The sequence below is a fragment of the Mesorhizobium comanense genome (assembly GCF_005503535.1).
In the GTDB taxonomy this organism is placed as follows: domain Bacteria; phylum Pseudomonadota; class Alphaproteobacteria; order Rhizobiales; family Rhizobiaceae; genus Mesorhizobium; species Mesorhizobium comanense.
Genome location: NZ_SCNN01000013.1, coordinates 21,952 through 35,945, shown reverse-complemented (window position 1 = coordinate 35,945; position 13,994 = coordinate 21,952). Strand labels below are relative to the sequence as shown.

Below are 13,994 nucleotides of genomic sequence, written 5' to 3'. Positions count from 1 at the left end.
AAGGAGAGCGGCTTGGCCGCCTCGCCCTCCGGTCGTCAGGGTCGTCCAGTTCCGTCGCGTCGCGATGGGAGGCATCGCCGGCGGTTCTCGGCCCTGCACGGCAAGCTAGGAGCGCCTCGGCGGGAAGTGTAATTAAAAAAAGATAATCTTTTCAGGCCTTGCCGCCGGTCTCCCACGCCCTAGAGTTGAGCCGACGAACAATTTCGCGTGAGATCGCGTGATCAGAATTCAACGTTCGGTGAGCTTCAGTTCAATACGGCGGTTCTTGTTGCGCGCCTCGTCGGTATCGGCGGGATCGAGCGGCTGGAACTCGCCGAAGCCGGCGGCCACCAGCCGGTTTGCCGGTACGCCGTTCTCGATCAGGAACTTGACCACCGAGGTGGAGCGGGCCGTCGACAACTCCCAATTGTCGCGATAGCGGCCGGTGCCGGAGAGCGGCTTGTTGTCGGTGTGGCCGTCGACGCGCAACACCCAGTTGATCTCGGGGGGGATTTCCTTCTGCAACTCGATGATGGCGTCGGCGAGCTTCTTCATCTCGACCTTGCCGGCATCGTTGATGACCTCGGAACCGGTCGGGAACAACACTTCCGACTGGAAGACGAAGCGGTCGCCGACGATGCGGATGTTCTCGCGGTCGGCGAGGATTTCGCGCAAACGTCCGAAGAAGTCGGAGCGGTAGCGGTTCAGTTCCTGCACGCGCTGCGCCAGCGCGACGTTCAGACGGCGGCCGAGATCGGCGATCTTGGTGTTGGAATCGCGATCGCGCGTTTCCGAAACGTTGAGCGCGTCCTCGAGCGCGCCGATCTGCTTGCGCAGCGCCGCGATCTGCTGGTTGAGGATCTCGACCTGGCTCAGCGCCTGCTGGCTGATCTGGCGCTGGTTGTCGAGTTCGCCGCCCAGTTCCGTGGCTCGCTGGTTGGCGGCGTCGCCGGCGCCGGCGCCTTGCGCCAGCAATTGTTCGAGCCGGCTCTTCTCGGCTTCCGCCGCCGAAAGCGACGCCTGCAGATTGGCGAGCGAATCGTCCTTGTCCTGGGTGTTCGAGCGCTCCAGCGCCAGAAGCTGCGTCAGTTCGTTAATCTGCGAGTTGAGGCGCGAAAGAACCTGGTCCTTGCCCGAGATTTCGCGGCCGAGCAGGAACTGCGCCAGCACGAAGACGGTGAGCAGGAACATGATGGCAAGCAGCAGTGTCGACAGCGCGTCGACGAAGCCCGGCCAATAGTCGATGCGCCTGTCGGCGCGCCGCGCCCGTGCCAGGGCCATGTCAGTGCACTCCCTGCTTCTTCAGCGCGTCGGCGATCTTTTCCAGCGTGTTGCGCATCGCCTTCTGCTCGTCGGACTGCGCCTCCACCCAGTCGCGCATAATCTGCTGCTCGGAGCGCATGTTCTTGACGAGGCCGGAGATGCCGTCGGCCAGGTTGGCCATGGCGGTGGCGACGCGCGGGTTGGAGCCGCCGCCATTCTCCTGCATGCTGCGCAACCGCTCCGACAACAGGCGGATTTCGTCCGACGGCTCGGCCTTTGCCGGATCGGAGACGACGATGTCGGACGACAGGTCGGTCACCGAGGACAGCCAGTTTTCCAGTTCGGTGTAGAAGCGGGTCTGGGCGCGGCCAGCCTGCAGGTCGAGGAAGCCCAGCACCAGCGAGCCCGAAAGGCCGAACAGCGAGGACGAGAACGCCGTGCCCATGCCGGCGAGCGGCGCCGACAGGCCCTGTTTCAGCGAATCGAGCACCGCCGCCGCGTCGCCGGTGCCGGGGTCGAGCGATTCGATGGTCTCGCGGATCGAGCCAATCGTGTTCAACAGGCCCCAGAAGGTGCCGAGCAGGCCCAGAAACACCAGCAGGCCGACGAGGTAGCGCGAGGTGTCGCGGCTTTCGTCGAGGCGCGTGGCGATGGAATCGAGCATGGTGCGCATCGAGGATGTCGAGAAGGCCATCGTCGAGGAGCGGCCGATCATCGCCTTCATCGGCGCCAGCAGCACCGGTTCGATGGTCTCCGATCCTGCTCGGAAGGAGTTGACCCAGCGCACCTCGCGAAACAGCCGGCCCACCTGGGCGAAGGCCAGCAGGATGCCGACCACCAGGACACCGAGAATGAGGCCGTTCAGCCCGGGATTGGTGACGAAAGCCGTCGAGATCTGGCGGGTGAGAATGGCGGCAATGAAAGCGACGATGGCCAGGAAGATGACCATGGTCAGCAGAAACACCTGCGGACTCGACAGTTTATGCGGATCGTAGATCAGTACGTCGGAGCGCCTGCCCATGCCGAAAGATCTGAGGAAAGCCATCCGTGCCCCGTTTCCGATGCCGCCGATCACATTGTTCGCGACTCTAAACGGAATTGTGACCAAATTGAATGGCGCTTGGCAATATTGCCGCGAAGCGCGCGTGCGGGAAGTCTCATCCGGCGGTGAAACCGGAGCCGGTTCGCGGGATCAAAGTCGGCTGATGACCAGGCAGTCGACCATGGCCGCCAGATGCAGGCCGGCGCCGACGACGACGAAGCCGTGCCACAGCGCGTTGTGGAAGCGCAGTCCTTTCCAGGCGAAGAAAATGACGCCGCAGGAATAGACGATGCCGCCGGCGACGATGAGCACAATCGATGTCGTGGGCAGGGTCTCGACGAGCGGCTTGACGAGGACGATGCCGCTCCAGCCGATGGCGAGGTAGAACAGGATTGCCAACCGGTCGAGGCGTCCGGGGAAAAACACCTTGAGCACTATGCCCGTCGCCGCGGCGGCCCAGACCACCACGATCATCCAGCCGGCCAGCGGCGAGCCGTCGAGCTGGGCAAGGAAGGGCGTGTAGGTGGCGGCGATGAGAAGATAGATCGCGGCATGATCGAAGCGCCGCAGCACCCATTTCACCGGCGAGGAAACAGGCCACAGATTGTAGGTGAGCGATACCGACAGCACGGTGAGCAGCGAAACCACGTAGAAGGCGGCGGCGATGTACTCACCCGGCCCGACCCGGAACGCAGCCAGCGACAGCAGCGCCGAACCGGCCGCGATCGCCAGCACGATGCCGACCGCATGCACGATGCCGTCGGCGATCATCTCGGCGCGGGAGTAGTGCCAGCGCCCGACGAAGGGAATATCGAGTTGCGGCGGGGTATTGGTCATCTATCGTCCTGTGTCACCCCTAATCTGGGCAGCCGCTGGACAGTATTTCAAGCTTTGGTTGCGGTTTTGCGACTGCGGCGCTTCAGCGCGCGGCGAGCCCTGCGGTATCCCCAAGAGAAAGCGCTACGCGCTTTTCCCGGACTGCTTCAGCGGGGCGCGTACGGGATTTTCACCGTCTTCAGCAAGGCGCGTTGGATCACCTCATTGCCGGCGACGACCGAGCCGTTGTCCAGCATATCCTGTCCGCCATCCATGTCGGAGACGAAGCCGCCTGCTTCGCGGATCAGCAGCAGGCCGGCGGCGATGTCCCAGGCCGACAGGCCGGTCTCCCAGAATCCGTCCATGCGGCCGGCCGCGACATAGGCGAGGTCTAGCGCGGCGGAGCCAAGACGACGCACGCCGGAGACCTCGGCCATGACGTTGCGCAATTCGACGAGGAAATTGCCGTGGTGGCCGCGTCCCAGATGCGGCACCCCGCAGCCGATCACCGTGTCGACCAGCTTGGTGCGGCCGGCGACGCGCAGCCGGCGGTCGTTCATGAACGCGCCGCCGCCGCGCTCGGTCGTATAGAGCTCGTCCATGGCCGGGTTGTAGATCACGCCTGCCACGATCTGGCCCTGGCGTTCGAGCGCGATCGAGACGGCGAAGAGCGGAATGCCGTGCAGGAAATTGGTGGTCCCGTCCAGCGGGTCGACGATCCAGCGGTGCTGGTCATCGTCACCGGCGACCGCGCCGCGCTCCTCCATCAGGAAGCCGTAACCGGCGCGCGCCTTCGACAGTTCGGCAAAGACGATATCCTCGGCCTTGCGGTCGGCCTGGCTGACATAGTCGCCCGGGCCCTTCATCGAGACCTGCAGGTTCTGGACCTCGCCGAAGTCGCGTGCCAGCGAGCGGCCGGCCTTCATTGCGGCCTGGACCATGACGTTGAGGAGGGCTGAGCGTGCCATCGTGTGTCTTCCTGTGCCTGCGCGTCAGTCGGCGCGGCGCACGTAAGTGATTTCGTTGGTGTCGACGATGATGCGTTCGCCGGCGCCGATGAAGGGCGGTACAAGCACGCGGATGCCGTTCTCCAGAACCGCCGGCTTGTAGGAGGACGCCGCCGTCTGGCCCTTCACGACCGGGTCTGCCTCGGTGATGGTCAGCGTCACATAATCAGGCAGCGAAATGCCGATCGGCCTTTCCTCGTAGAGCTGCACCGTCACCATCATGCCGTCCTGCAGGAAGGCGGAGCGGTCGCCGACGAAATCCTTGTTCAGTTCGAGCTGCTCATAGCTTTGGGTGTCCATGAACACCAGCGCGTCGTCCTGCTCGTAGAGGAAGGAAAAATCCTTGAGGTCGAGCCGGATCTGCTCGACCGTCTCGGCGGAGCGGAAGCGCTCGTTGAGCTTGGTGCCGTTGATGAGGTTCTTCAGTTCGACCTGGTTGTAGGCGCCGCCCTTGCCGGGCTTGACGGTGTTGGTCTTGACCGCCACCCAGAGTCCGCCATCGTGCTCGATGACATAGCCGGGACGGATTTCGTTGCCATTGATCTTGGCCATGATGATGGGATCCGGAATGAGATTTTTTCGCCAGACAAGCGATTTTGGGCTCCCAAGACCACAAATCGCCGGAAGAGGCAAGGGAGCGGCCGGTCCGCTGAATGGGCAAGGCCGATGCCGGCGACCACCTCAGGGCAACCGGTTCGCCTTCTGCAAGGCCTGCTTGGTCTCGTCGTCGCTCAGGCCCTGCAGGAAATCGTCCATCTGCGGGTCGATGAGACCGGCACGGCGGGCGACGATGTACCAGGCTCCTGCGAGCACCAGATCGGGGTCGGTGCCGATGCCCTGCATATAGAGTTTGGCCAGGCGATTGCGGGCCGCGATGTTGCCGCCCTCGGCCGCCTGCTTTGTCCAGCCGAAAGCCGATTTCAGGTCGCGCGGCCCGCCGCGGCCCTCGATCATCCAGGCCGCGAGATCGATCTGCGCGGTATCGTAATTCTGACGCGCCGCCTGCGCCAGGAACCGCCTTGCCTGCGCATCGTCGCGGGGCTTGCCGCCGACGCCGTTGGCATAGATCTGGGACATGGCGTACTGGGCGTCGGCAAGGCCGGTCGCGGCGGCACGCTCATAGTAGGAAACCGCCTTGGTCAGGCCCGCGTCGCCAGGATCCTGCCGGACCAGCATTTGCGCGAAATTGAACTGCGCCAGCTGGTTGCCGGCTTCGGCGGCGGCCTGCATCAGCGCATAGGCTTCCTTCTCGTCCTTCTTCACGTAGCGGCCGTCGAGCAGCATCAGCGCGTACTGGAATTGCGATTCCGGCACGCCCTGCTCCGCGGCAAGCGCATACCATTTGGCGGCTTCAGCCGTGTTCACCGGCACTCCCAGCCCGCGCGACAGGATTTCGGCCACCAGTGTCTGCGCCGCCGCGTCGCCATTTTGCGCGCGAACCAGAGCGAGGTTGTAGGCTGTCTTGTAAAGCCCGCGCTGGAAGGCGCCGTAGGCCGCGTCCGCCGGTTTGGCCCCGAAACGGTCCGGATTCAAATTATCGATGGAAGGCAGCGTGGCAGGCTCCGCCGTGGTGGCGGGCTGCGGCAGCTGGTTTTCGATCGGCTTGTCGGTATGCACGCCGGTGTCCGGCCTCGCCTCCGGAACCGGAACCGGAACCGTCCCGGCGGCAGCGGCCTGAATCATGGCCGCCGCTAGCAGGGCCTGCAGGGGAAGCCTTGCCGGAGACACGTCAATCCTCGAAACGCGGCGCGGTTTCGTCGAGCAGCGCATTGGCCCGGGCGATCGCCGCTTTCGCATCGACGCCGTCGGCGAACACCGCGCTCGACAGCGCGACAAACTCCGCGCCGGTGGAGGCCACTGTCTCGACCGAGGCGAGGTCGGAGCCGGCCATGACGATGCACGGGATCTGGATCATCTCAGCCCACCATTGACCCAGAGACAGGTTGCGCGGGTGCGGCTCGGGCTTGTTGTCATAGCCGAAGCGGCCGAAGAAGATGTAATCGGGCCTTGCTTCGCCGAGTTCCAGCGCGTCGTCGCGCGTCTTGGCCCCGCCGGTGCCAACCATCATCCTGGACTGGAAATGTTCAATCGTCTCGGCGAGTTCTGCCTTGCCGGTCTCGACATGGATGCCGTCGGCGTGGACGCGGCCGGCAATGCGCGTATCGCCGGCGACGACGACGGCGGCGCCCGCAGCCTGCGCCGCCGGTACGATCTCCTCGGCGAAGGCCTGGAAAGAGGCTTCGTCCATGCCGTTCTCGGGCAGGATCAGCGAGGCGACGTCGCCGCCTTCGAAGGCGGACGCGATGCGGTCGGCCGGCACGCCTGGCGGCGCGATCAGCACGATGCGGCAGCGGTTGGGAGGCGTTGCGTCGTTCATGGTTCTTCGATCCCGGATTTTCGCCTATGCCGGGCGAAGATGGTTGGATTGCGGCATAGAGCAAAGTGGAGGGATTGAACAGATGGAGGGTCAACGCCCGACGGCTGACGATCTCGAGCGGATGGCGTCGCTGGCCTTCATGATCAAGTCGAATACCTTCGACGGGTCTTCGATCCCGAGAAATTGCGGGACGGGGTCAAGAGACGGGGAAAAGCTGCCAAAACCTTGATAAGGACCCCGAGACCAGCCCGTTCCCAAATTCCCGAAGATGGATGTCGCCGCTCCGAAACGCAAACTGCCGCGCTTCGCTCCCTCGCCGGTTAGCTGGACGTCGGGCAGGCGCTCCAAATCGATCGATGTGAAGTTGGAAAAAGGCGCGGCACGCGCAATGAGAATGCGCTTGTCGGTGACCGCGTAGGAGATGCGCGTTCTCAACCATGCGTCGACCGCGAACCTGCCAAAGACAAAGAAGAGCCCAATGCAGACGAACATCATTCCCCAAGCATAGAAGAAAAGCGGGGCGCCCTGACTCTTGGCCGTATAGGTCCAGAAAATCGCAAAGCCGCACCAGAGCAGGCTGAACGGTATCAGAAAGATGTCGCGGCTAGTGAAGAACAGGCCCTGTGCGGGCAGTCCGCTCCACAGGATGCGTTCGCGAGGCAGTAACCGCCCCTGAAAAGATCCGACTGCCACGTCGCTACCCGCCGATGTTGCCTAAACCTACATGGCACGGATCATGCCGGCCCCGCAAATCGGCACCGCATCGTCGAGAAAGCGTCGGCGTGGTTGTCCTGCGGGCTCTAAGCCGGAACTTTCGATCTCCATAAGCTCCAGCCGAGATTCATGCCGGCGGCCGCGATCAGGATGAGGGCGGCGCCGACGATCTGGCTGAGATGCAACCGGTGGCCGAAGGCGATAACGTCGACCAGGATCGCGACGACCGGATAGATGAAGGACAGCGACCCCTGCAAATATGTCGGCAGTTTCTGGATACCGCCATAGAGCAGGATATACACCAGCCCGGTGTGGACGACGCCGAGCGTCGCCAGCGTGGCCCAGGTCCAGGGGTCGGCAGGAGGATGCGAAAGATCAGCGAACGGTGCCAGCATGACGACGCCGACACAGACCTGTATGAGCGCGATCAAATGCGGCGGCGTGCCCCTGAGCTTCTTGGTGACGATGGCCGCGACCGCCCAGAAGAAGGCCGCGGCAAGCGCCATCAGAATCCCGGCGACGTAGTTGGTTCCGACTTCGCCCGCGTCAGGGGCCGCCTCGACGATCAGCACCATGCCGGCAAAGGCGATGGCGAGCCAGGTCAGCTTGGACAAAGTCAGCCGCTCGGCGAACAGGAGCGCTCCGAAGCCGACCAGCATGAAGGGCTGCGTGTTGTAGACCGCGGTGGCGATCGAGATCGACGCGCGCGAAAAGGCGCTGAACAGGAGCACCCAGTTGACGACGATGGCCGCGCCGCCAAGGGCGGCGAGCGCCAGGACGCGCAGCGACAGGCGGTTGCGCAGGAGCCCAAGCGATGCGCAGACCACAAACAGCGTCGCCGCGCCGAACGCGCAACGCCAGAAGACCACGTCCATGATCGGCTGGCCGGACATAACGACGAACCATCCGATCGTTCCTAGGATCGCCATTGCGGCCGCCATTTCGGCCGTGCCGCGTACCGTATCGTTCATGACTGACCTCTCGGACCCAATGAGCGGCATAATCTCATGCGATGACACGCCTTTCCATCACGACGAAAAGGCAATATGAGATATTGTCCTAATTATATTAGGGCGCATCCGCATATGAGTGAGAAAAATGAAATGCTTGACGATCTCGACCGAAGTCTCCTCGAACTCCTCGTCAGGGATGCGCGGACGTCGCTGAAGGACCTTGCCGCTCAGGTCGGCCTGTCGTCGCCGAGTGTTTCGGAGCGGCTGCGGCGGCTCGAGGAGCGCGGCGTCATCCGGGCGTTCACTGTCGAGATCGATCCGCTGGCGCTGGGCTATACCCTGCAGGCGATCGTGCGGATCAAACCCTTGCCGGGCAAGCTTCACATCGTCCAGAAGCTGATCGAGGAGATCGCCGAGTTCGGCGAGTGCGACAAGGTGACGGGCGACGACTGTTTCATCGCCCGCCTGTTCGTGCGATCGATCGGCGACCTCGACGGTATTCTCGACCGCATCGCCGACAAGGCCGAAACCAGCACCGCCATCATCAAGGCGCAGCCGATCCGGCGGCGGCCGCCGCCGCTCGGGGCGCAATCGGAATAGTGTCGGATATGCGGAGCTGCGGACCTGTGCGTCCGGCCCGCCGGATACTTGTCAGAGGAGCCAGAAGGCATGGCACAGAATATCTACGACCAGCCGGATTTCTTCGCCGGCTACAGCCAGCTCGGCCGATCGGTCGAAGGACTGGACGGCGCCGCCGAATGGCCGGCGTTGCGCGCGATGCTGCCTGAAATCAACGGCCTGCGGGTCGTAGATCTCGGCTGCGGCTTCGGCTGGTTCTGCCGCTGGGCGCATGAGAATGGAGCCGCCCAAGTCCTCGGGCTGGACCTGTCGGAGAAGATGCTTGACCGGGGGCGGGCTGCCGGCCCGGACAGCGGCATCACCTATGAGAGAGCCGACCTGGGCCAGCTCAGTCTGCCGCAAGGCGGCTTCGATCTCGCCTATAGTTCGCTTGCCTTGCACTATATCGAGGACGTCGCGCGCCTGTTCGCGACGGTGCACCAGGCGCTGGCGCCGGGCGGGCATTTCGTGTTCTCGACGGAGCATCCGGTCTTCATGGCCCCGACCAGGCCCGGCTGGGCGATCGACGCCGAAGGCCGCAAGACATGGCCCGTCGACCAGTATCTGGTGGAAGGTCCGCGCAAGACCGATTGGCTGGCCAAGGGCGTGATCAAATATCATCGCACGACCGGCACCACGCTCAACGCGCTGATCCGGTGCGGTTTCACCATCGAGCATGTCGAGGATTTCTGCCCCACGCCCGAGCAGATCGCGGAAAGGCCGGAACTCTCGGAAGAGCTCGAGCGGCCGATGTTCCTGTTGGTCTCGGCGCGGCGCTAGGCAGCGCCGTCCTCTCGCAGGCAGGCTACCGACGGGCGACAATTTGCTATCGCCCGTCCCGTGAAACTGGGCTATTCAGTGCCTAGAAGCGCTTTCCCTCCAGACCAGCCCCTCCCCATGTCAGGCCTCCTTGTTGATCCGTGGTTCTACGCGGCCGCCATTCCGGCGGTCATCCTGGTCGGCCTGTCCAAGGGCGGCTTCGGCGGCGCTGTCGGCTTCGTCGGCGTGCCGCTGATGGCGCTGACCATCCCGCCGGTGCAGGCGGCCGCCATCCTGTTGCCGATCCTGTGCCTCATGGACATCGTGTCTGTCTGGACGTGGTGGGGCGTCTACGACAGGAAAATGCTGGTCGATATGATTCCGGGCGCCGTCGTCGGCATTGGTCTGGGCTGGCTGACCGCCGCGCTGGTCACCGAAGAGGCGGTGCGGCTGATCGTCGGCGCCGTCGCCATCATCTTCGTGCTGCGCTGGCTGTACCTGCAGTTCCGCCATGGTTCCGACCATGCGGCCGAACCCAATCGCGTCGCCGCTGCGATCTGGGGCACGGTCGCCGGCTTCACCAGCTTCGTCGCCCATGTCGGCGGCCCGCCCTTCCAGGTCTACGCCTTGCCGATCCGGCTCGATCCGAAGATCCTGTCGGGAACCGCCGCGATTTTCTTTGCCGCCACCAATGCGCTGAAGCTCGTGCCCTATTTCGCGCTCGGCCAGTTCGACACGGCCAACCTGACGGCGTCCGCGGTGCTGATGCCGCTGGCGCCGCTTTCGACCATCGCAGGCGCCTGGCTGGTGCGGCGCATGCGGCCGGAGGTTTTCTATCCCTTCACCTATGCCACGGTCGCGGTGGTGGCGGTGAAGCTGCTGTGGGATGGGGTAGCCGGCCTCATGTGACGGGCGGGGGCGGCTGTTATGCCACCCACCGCCGAGAATGTCATGCGGCGCCCGGTACCATGCGACGGGCCCGGCCGAAGGCCATCATGGCGCCGATCATCACCACCAGAACCATCGCGGCCAGAATGCCGATGTCGTCAACCGTCGGCTTGAGCACCATGTCGGCGACGATGACCAGCATGACCGCATAATCGAGGCGCGCGGCGCGCATCATGCGCTCGCCGATCTCCAGGACGGCCGGCGTGACACCGTCCCTGGCGATCATCGCGCCCATGCGCTCGCCTGTCGGTTTGAAGATGAACATGCCGATGGAGAAGGTGGTCGCGTAGCCGACGAGGCCGATGACGATCCAGAGGTCGGAAAACCCGATCCAGAGGCCGCACATGATGAGACCGAAGACGAGGGTCAGCATCGACATGGGTGCGAAGAACCGGCCGCCAAGCTGGCCGCTGGCGCGCATGGCCTGAAGCTTCTCCTCGACGTTGCCGGCGCGCTGGGCAAGCACGCCTAGGAGGAAAAGCACGAAGCCTCCTCCCACCCACAGAATAGCCGTGGCGACGTGAAGGAATTTGACGATGGAATACCAGTCCATGCGTTGCTCCCGAGGCAATATTGCGAGTAGCGCGGCGGCGCGGATTTGCGCCGGCCGTCAGAGGAGCGGGCGTCTAACGCGGCGGCTGTTTCGGAATAATGTCGCGGAAAAACCGGTTCTGTTTCGGCTCCCGTCAAAAAAGAAGTTGCTAATATGACAATCCGCCGCCGGCTTTTTCTGTTAGGTTCGCGGGCCTGGGGAGGGGTTGGCGCGACATCGTCCGGAAACAATGCCGGTGATAGTGCGCCGATGCCGGGAGCCCGGCGGCGAGACGACTCGCCTGGAGATCAACCCATTCCCGAAAACGGGAAAAGGCACTTGGGGGAACTGACATGCAAGGCGTAGCCCGGAACTTTTTCACGCTGGCGATCATCTACGCGCTGTGCGGCATGGCGCTCGGCATCCACATGGCGATCAGCCAGGACCATGGCCAGATGCCGACTCACGCCCATATCATGGTTGCGGGATGGCTGATGTCGGCGGTCTTCGCCTTCTTCTACCATCTGTTTCCGGCGGCCGGGCAAAAGATGCTCGCCGTCATCCATTTCTGGCTGACGGCGATCAGCGGCATCGGGCTCATGGTCGGTCTCTACATTCTGCTCGCCGGCCATGAAGCGATAGAGCCGCTGCTTGGAATCGCCTCCATGGGGTTCTACGCAGGCATGCTGCTGTTCGCCTTCATTGCCCTGCCGGTGGTCTGGAAGAAGGCCTGAAGAGCGCATCGCACTGTGCTGTTACGGCACAGAATGCGGCATCCGGTCAAAAAATCGCGGTGCCGTTAAAGGTTCATTAAGCTTTACAGGCGTTTACTATGTGCATCCAGTGATCTGGATTCTTACCGAGTGGTTGGAGCCACTTTGTTTGACGCCTCCCTGTTAAACTCCTGAGAGCCGCCTTATCCGCGGCTCTTTTTTTGTCCGCATTCCGGCGGTACGCCGCCGGCCGGAGCGCTGTTAACCTTCTGTTAAACATGTGCTTGCCTTCACCCCCTGTGAAGCGCATTTTCAAGCTTCAGTCATATAGGGTGCCGGGTGTATCGGCAGTGAGCCGTATCGGCCGGTTGCAAGTGCAGGGGCGTAAATCAATGAACGAGCCTTCGAAGGGCAGCGCGAAAACCGTCAAGCTGGCGGAACGCCGGGTGTTTTCGCACTCCTTCAAGCCGCTTTACCAGGAAGGCATGGGCCTGGTTGAACAGGCGGCCGAGTATCTCGACGGCAAGGGCCGAGCCGAGGCCAAGAAGCTGTCGCGGCTGGCGGCAACGCTCTACGCGGCCGAATCGATGCGGCTGACCACCAGGCTGATGCAGGTCGCGTCCTGGCTGCTGCTGCAGCGTGCGGCCAATTCCGGTGAAATGACGCGCGACCAGGTTGCCTCGGAAAAGTCGAAGGTGCGCCTCGACACCGCTTCCGCCCATGACGAGGCAGCCGGCTGGGCCGAACTGCCCAGGGATTTCCTCGATCTCGTCAACCGCTCGCTGCGCCTTCAAGCTCTGGTGCGCCGCATGGACGACGAGATCTACGGTGCCGGCGCCGTGGTCGACATGCAGCCAGTATCGCGGCGTCCCAACCCGGTCTCCGATCAGATCAGCCTGCTCAACACGGCCTTTGCCCGCAACTGAAGGCGGCGCGACTTTCGGGCTCCGCAACCTTTCCTGTTTCCGGTTTGTTCACTTTTCGCTGGCATCGCTGTCCGCCCAGGGGGTAGAGTGACCGGATGGGGGACGCGATTCGTATCATCGGTATCGATCCGGGGCTCAGGCGCACCGGCTGGGGCATCGTTGAGAGCCTCGGCAATTCCCTGCGCTTCATTGCCTCTGGCACGGTGCGTTCAGAGGACAAGGCGGCGCTGGCGACTCGGCTCTGCCAATTGCATGACGGGCTCGCCCAAGTCCTGCATCAGGCGATGCCGCATGAGGCGGCCGTCGAACAGACCTTCGTCAACAAGGATGCCGTTGCGACATTGAAGCTTGGCCAGGCGCGCGGCATCGCCATGCTGGTGCCGGCGCGGGCGGGTCTGGTGGTCGCCGAATATGCGCCCAACGCGGTCAAGAAGGCCGTGATCGGGGTCGGCCATGGCGACAAGAAGCAGATCCACATGATGGTGAAGGTGCTTTTGCCGAAGGCGGTCTTCGACACCGAGCATGCAGCGGACGCGCTGGCCATCGCCATCTGCCATGCCCATCACCGCCAGAGCGCGGCCTATCGGATGGCGCTTGCCGGATAGCGATGTTCTTGACTTGTTCACGTCTCGAGAGTAAGTAATACCTTGGAGGTATTACCATGCGTGTGACCACGAAGGGGCAAGTAACAATCCCCAAGCCGATAAGAGACCTTCTGGGCATTGGCCCAGGCTCCGAGGTGGAGTTCGTGGCCGTCGACGGCGGTGTTCGGCTGGTCGCCGTCAACGAGAACCTCTCCGAGGAGGAGAAATCACGCAGGTTCAGCGATGTCCTCGACCGGATGGCGGGCACGCTGGATCTGGGAGGCATGACCACCGATCAGTACATGGAGTGGTTGAGGGGGCCGCGTGAAGATCTCGACGTTGATTGATACGAATGTCCTGATCGATGTCTGGGGGCCGGCCGGACCGCTGACAGAATGGTCTGCGTCCGCGATCGCCTTGTGCCGCCGCGACGGGGCGTTGGTCATCAACACCGTCGTCTGGTCCGAGTTGGCGCCTCTGATCGCGACGGAGGCAGCGCTTCGAGAAGCGGTCGACATGCTCGATATGGACCGCGAACTTTTACCCTGGGACGCGGCCTTCCTTGCGGGCGTGACGCATTCCCGCTATCGCCGGGCAGGTGGTATCCGGGAAAGAACCCTGCCTGATTTCTTTATCGGCGCCCATGCGGTCGTCGCCGGCCATCGCCTTTTGACCCGCGACGCCGCACGGTATCGCAATTACTTCCCCGACCTCGACATCATCTCTCCGCAAACGCGCCCATGAGGGGCCTATCTTCCATGAA

General features: G+C 63.4%; 18 protein-coding genes. 8 read left to right on the top strand and 10 right to left on the bottom strand.

Translation table 11 applies throughout. The annotated features are described in order from the left end of the window. Nucleotides 1-228: 228 nt before the first annotated feature. The 9 genes from FFS37_RS21410 to FFS37_RS21370 form a co-directional block, all read right to left on the bottom strand. Nucleotides 229-1,260, bottom strand: a complete 1,032-nt coding sequence (locus FFS37_RS21410; RefSeq protein ID WP_137932967.1) for a peptidoglycan -binding protein — start codon at nucleotides 1,258-1,260, stop codon at nucleotides 229-231. Between the two features lies 1 nt (nucleotide 1,261). Continuing rightward, on the bottom strand, nucleotides 1,262-2,287 hold the full coding sequence (locus FFS37_RS21405) for a MotA/TolQ/ExbB proton channel family protein (protein WP_137932966.1): 1,026 nt from the start codon (nucleotides 2,285-2,287) through the stop codon (nucleotides 1,262-1,264). 147 nt (nucleotides 2,288-2,434) lie between these two features. Next, nucleotides 2,435-3,121: a PAQR family membrane homeostasis protein TrhA gene (trhA, locus tag FFS37_RS21400; protein ID WP_137932965.1), complete on the bottom strand. Its 687-nt coding sequence runs from the start codon at nucleotides 3,119-3,121 to the stop codon at nucleotides 2,435-2,437. A 146-nt stretch (nucleotides 3,122-3,267) separates the two neighbouring features. Next, nucleotides 3,268-4,068: an inositol monophosphatase family protein gene (locus FFS37_RS21395; RefSeq protein WP_137932964.1), complete on the bottom strand. Its 801-nt coding sequence runs from the start codon at nucleotides 4,066-4,068 to the stop codon at nucleotides 3,268-3,270. Nucleotides 4,069-4,092: 24 nt separating this feature from the next. Next, the gene (efp, locus tag FFS37_RS21390) at nucleotides 4,093-4,659 is read right to left on the bottom strand and encodes an elongation factor P (RefSeq protein WP_135902305.1); all 567 of its coding nucleotides are present in this window, start codon (nucleotides 4,657-4,659) and stop codon (nucleotides 4,093-4,095) included. A gap of 129 nt (nucleotides 4,660-4,788) precedes the next feature. Continuing rightward, on the bottom strand, nucleotides 4,789-5,835 hold the full coding sequence (locus FFS37_RS21385) for a tetratricopeptide repeat protein (RefSeq protein WP_137932963.1): 1,047 nt from the start codon (nucleotides 5,833-5,835) through the stop codon (nucleotides 4,789-4,791). Nucleotide 5,836: 1 nt separating this feature from the next. Then, nucleotides 5,837-6,484: a thiamine phosphate synthase gene (locus tag FFS37_RS21380; protein ID WP_137932962.1), complete on the bottom strand. Its 648-nt coding sequence runs from the start codon at nucleotides 6,482-6,484 to the stop codon at nucleotides 5,837-5,839. Between the two features lie 90 nt (nucleotides 6,485-6,574). Beyond that, on the bottom strand, nucleotides 6,575-7,177 hold the full coding sequence (locus FFS37_RS21375) for a PH domain-containing protein (protein ID WP_137932961.1): 603 nt from the start codon (nucleotides 7,175-7,177) through the stop codon (nucleotides 6,575-6,577). Between the two features lie 107 nt (nucleotides 7,178-7,284). Next, nucleotides 7,285-8,169, bottom strand: coding sequence for a DMT family transporter (locus FFS37_RS21370; RefSeq protein ID WP_137932960.1), 885 nt, complete (start codon nucleotides 8,167-8,169; stop codon nucleotides 7,285-7,287). A gap of 132 nt (nucleotides 8,170-8,301) precedes the next feature. On the opposite strand from FFS37_RS21370, the gene FFS37_RS21365 reads away from it, so the two are divergent. The 3 genes from FFS37_RS21365 to FFS37_RS21355 all read left to right on the top strand — a co-directional run bounded on the left by FFS37_RS21365 (nucleotide 8,302) and on the right by FFS37_RS21355 (nucleotide 10,437). Then, a complete protein-coding gene (locus FFS37_RS21365; RefSeq protein ID WP_137933137.1) occupies nucleotides 8,302-8,751 on the top strand; it encodes an Lrp/AsnC family transcriptional regulator in 450 nt (149 codons plus the stop codon). Between the two features lie 69 nt (nucleotides 8,752-8,820). Then, complete coding sequence (locus tag FFS37_RS21360) at nucleotides 8,821-9,549, top strand: class I SAM-dependent methyltransferase (RefSeq protein WP_137932959.1); 729 nt, start codon at nucleotides 8,821-8,823, stop codon at nucleotides 9,547-9,549. A 117-nt stretch (nucleotides 9,550-9,666) separates the two neighbouring features. Continuing rightward, on the top strand, nucleotides 9,667-10,437 hold the full coding sequence (locus FFS37_RS21355; RefSeq protein WP_137932958.1) for a sulfite exporter TauE/SafE family protein: 771 nt from the start codon (nucleotides 9,667-9,669) through the stop codon (nucleotides 10,435-10,437). 40 nt (nucleotides 10,438-10,477) lie between these two features. Here the strand turns inward: FFS37_RS21355 and FFS37_RS21350 are convergent, their stop codons facing one another. Then, nucleotides 10,478-11,029, bottom strand: coding sequence for a DUF2269 family protein (locus tag FFS37_RS21350; protein ID WP_137932957.1), 552 nt, complete (start codon nucleotides 11,027-11,029; stop codon nucleotides 10,478-10,480). A gap of 332 nt (nucleotides 11,030-11,361) precedes the next feature. Here FFS37_RS21350 and FFS37_RS21345 point away from each other — a divergent pair, with 332 nt between their 5' ends. From FFS37_RS21345 to FFS37_RS21325, 5 genes are all read left to right on the top strand, one after another. Next, a complete protein-coding gene (locus tag FFS37_RS21345) occupies nucleotides 11,362-11,742 on the top strand; it encodes a hypothetical protein (RefSeq protein WP_137932956.1) in 381 nt (126 codons plus the stop codon). Between the two features lie 371 nt (nucleotides 11,743-12,113). Then, nucleotides 12,114-12,647: a protease adaptor protein RcdA gene (rcdA, locus tag FFS37_RS21340; protein ID WP_137932955.1), complete on the top strand. Its 534-nt coding sequence runs from the start codon at nucleotides 12,114-12,116 to the stop codon at nucleotides 12,645-12,647. A 95-nt stretch (nucleotides 12,648-12,742) separates the two neighbouring features. Next, complete coding sequence (gene ruvC, locus FFS37_RS21335; RefSeq protein WP_137932954.1) at nucleotides 12,743-13,252, top strand: crossover junction endodeoxyribonuclease RuvC; 510 nt, start codon at nucleotides 12,743-12,745, stop codon at nucleotides 13,250-13,252. 56 nt (nucleotides 13,253-13,308) lie between these two features. Next, nucleotides 13,309-13,578 (top strand): AbrB/MazE/SpoVT family DNA-binding domain-containing protein, encoded by a 270-nt coding sequence (locus FFS37_RS21330; RefSeq protein ID WP_137932953.1) that lies wholly within the window; start codon nucleotides 13,309-13,311, stop codon nucleotides 13,576-13,578. Then, on the top strand, nucleotides 13,556-13,975 hold the full coding sequence (locus FFS37_RS21325; protein WP_137932952.1) for a type II toxin-antitoxin system VapC family toxin: 420 nt from the start codon (nucleotides 13,556-13,558) through the stop codon (nucleotides 13,973-13,975). The genes FFS37_RS21330 and FFS37_RS21325 overlap by 23 nt, the downstream gene beginning before the upstream one ends. Nucleotides 13,976-13,994: the final 19 nt, after the last annotated feature.